General features: G+C 74.0%; 2 protein-coding genes. Both read left to right on the top strand.

What is annotated here, in order from left to right; all coding sequences use genetic code 11:
• Positions 1–1,326: carboxyl transferase domain-containing protein (locus tag VMV22_05185; protein HUY21714.1), on the top strand; the 1,326-nt coding region annotated here is incomplete at its 5' end.
• A 369-nt stretch (positions 1,327–1,695) separates the two neighbouring features.
• The coding region (locus VMV22_05180) for an AAA family ATPase (protein HUY21713.1) at positions 1,696–3,035 on the top strand (1,340 nt) is incomplete at its 3' end.

The raw sequence follows: 3,035 nt of genomic DNA, 5'->3' as shown, positions 1-3,035 counted from the left end.
CGCGCCCACGTCCCGGGCACCATCCGGGCCGCGCTCGAGACCATGGGCGGGAGGGCCGTCATGGTGGCGCGCTCGGTGTCGGGCCACCACCGCGGGGCGCTCACCCGGGCCGACGGGGACACCATCGCCGAAGCGGCCCGCGTGGCGCTCCGGGAGCGACTGCCGCTCGTCGTCGTGCTGTCGTCGTCGGGGTCGGAGGTCGCCCAGGGCGTCGACGCCCTCCACGGATGGGGCGGGGCCGCTGCCGCCATGGCGGCGTGCTCGGGGGTGGTGCCCGTGCTGGCTGCGGTGACGGGCGCGGCGATCTCGGGCCCGGCCCTGCTGCTGGGGCTGGCCGACGTCACGGTCATGACGCCCGACGCCTTCGCCTTCGTGTCCGGGCCCGACGCCGTGGAGGGGTTCACCGGCATGCGGGTGGGGCTCCACGACCTCGGCGGCGCCACGGTGCACGCCACCGCCAGCGGCCTGTGCGCCCTGCTGGCCCGGGACGAGGACGCCGTGGCCGGGCTCCTCGGCGCCGTTCTCGTCTACCTCCCCGACCACACCGACGCCGAGCCGCCGACGGTCCCCACCGACGACCCCGGCGACCGCGCCACGCCGGCGCTGCGCGACCTCGTGCCCGCGGCCGCCTCCGCCTCCTACGACGTGCGTGACGTGGTGCGCGCCGTGGCGGACGACGGCGAGCTCCTCGAGCTGCGCCCGGCCTGGGCGCCGCAGCTCGTCACCGCCCTGTCCAGCGTCGGGGGCATGCCGGTGGGCGTGGTCGCCAACCAGCCGCGATCGCTGGCGGGCACCCTCGACATCCCGGCGTCGCAGAAAGGGGCGCGCTTCGTCCGGTTCTGCGACGCCTTCAACCTGCCGATCGTGACGCTCGTCGACACGCCGGGCTTCCTCCCCGGCAAGGACCTGGAGTGGCGGGGGATGATCCGCCACGGCGCCGAGCTCGCCTTCGCCTACGCCGAGGCGACGGTGCCCCGGGTGTGCGTGGTCCTGCGCAAGGCCTTCGGGGGGGCGTACATCGTCATGGACTCCAAGGGCATCGGCAACGACCTGTGCCTGGCCTGGCCCTCGGCCCAGATCGCCGTCATGGGTGCCGGCGGGGCAGCGCAGATCCTCGGCCGGGGGTCCACCGACGACGAGCGCCGGGCGCTCGAGGAGGACTACCGCACCGAGCTCCTGACGCCGTGGGTGGCGGCCGAGCGGGGGTTCGTCGACGCGGTCATCGACCCGGCCGACACCCGCCGGGCCCTGCACCGGGCGCTGGTCCTCGACGCCTCGCGGCGCGAGCGCCTGCCCGGCCGCAAGCACGACGCCGGGCCCATGTGACGCTCCCGGCGCCTCACGGGACCCGCACAGCGTCAGCGGCTCGACCCGCTGCGTGGTCATCGGCAGCCTCGGCCCCGGTAGCAGAGACGGGCCACTCCTGTTCCGGGTGTATTGGGGGCGAGTTGATCATCCGTAGGGACCTGCGTTAGAACGGACACGGAGAGTGGCATAAGGGAGGGTGTCCGGATCGGGCGGTGGAGACGACCGACCAGGCGATCCGGTGGGCCGCAGGTCGCGGGCCTACCGGGGGGACCTGGCCGGTTCGGCTCCCGGCAGCCCCGTCCCCGGCCGTCGTCCCGTGTGGCCAAGCATGACCCGGGTGCCGTCTGATGGGCACCCGAGGGCGGCGAGGGGATCAGGGGTGAGGCGATGAGCGACCACCGGGGCTCGGGACACGGGCGTCGACCGGCGCAGGACCCGACCGGGCCGGTGACCCCGAGAGCCGACGGGGTCGCGCCGGCACAGGCGCAGGCCGCCACCGCGCTGCGCACGCTCGGGCAGTCGGGGGTCATCCGTGTCGCCACCGCCGACGTCGGGGCCGCCCGCGAACGGGTCCGCCAGGGGAAGATGTTCCGGCTGGCGATCGTGCTCACCCCGATCGCCGTCTGGCTGGGCGTGCGGGCCCTCGTCCTGCACCGGGGGCCCTTCGCCTTCCCCCACTTCCCCGCCGGCCTGACGCCGTACCTGCCGGCGATCGTCCTCATCGTCCTGTTGGGGGCGATGATCGTCCTGCCGCTCCTCGGGGCGGGCCGCTCCCCGCACGTCCTGTACCGGCCCAACGAGATCGACGTCTCCTTCGACGACGTGCGGGGCGCGCCCGTCCTGGTCGACGAGGTGGTGAAGACCCTCAACCTCTTCCTCGCCCACCGCACCTTCGCCGAGCACATGGGCGGCTCGGCTCGCCGGGCGATCCTGTTCGAGGGGCCGCCGGGCACCGGCAAGACCTACATGGCCAAGGCCATGGCCGCCGAGGCCGGCGTGCCGTTCCTCTTCGTGTCCTCGTCGGCGTTCCAGTCGATGTTCTACGGGCAGACCAACCGCAAGATCCGCTCCTACTTCAAGGCGCTGCGCAAGTACGCCCGGCGCGAGGGCGGCGCCATCGGCTTCATCGAGGAGATCGACGCCATCGGCGGCTCGCGGGGCGGCATGGGCGTGGGCCGGCACCACGACGGCATCGCCGGCGTCGTCAACGAGCTGCTCATCCAGCTGCAGTCGTTCGACCAGCCCCCGGCGTCGACGCGCCTCGCCGGCGCCCTCGTCGACCTCGTGAACGCCTGGCTCCCCCCCACGCGGCACCTGCGCAAGCCCGCACCGCGACCCGCCAACATCCTCGTCATCGGGGCCACCAACCGCGCCGCCGACCTGGACCCGGCGCTGGTGCGCCCCGGGCGCTTCGACCGTTCGATCTACTTCGACCTGCCCTCGAGGTCGGGACGGCGCGAGATCATCGACTATTACCTCGACAAGAAGGCGCACGAGACGGAGCTCGACGACCCGTCGCGCCGCGACGCCCTGGCCGCCATGACGTTCGGCTACTCCCCGGTCATGCTCGAGCACCTGCTCGACGAGGCGCTGGTGTGGGCGCTGCGCCGGGACGCCACGCAGCTGTCGTGGGGCGACCTCCAGCAGGCCAAGATGACCGAGGAGATCGGCCTGGCCCAGCCGGTGGAGTACGCCGAGGCCGAGCGCCGCACCATCGCCACCCACGA

Source organism: Acidimicrobiales bacterium, assembly GCA_035531755.1.
Lineage (GTDB): Bacteria > Actinomycetota > Acidimicrobiia > Acidimicrobiales > UBA8190 > DATKSK01.
This window is presented reverse-complemented; position numbering and strand designations above follow the sequence as displayed.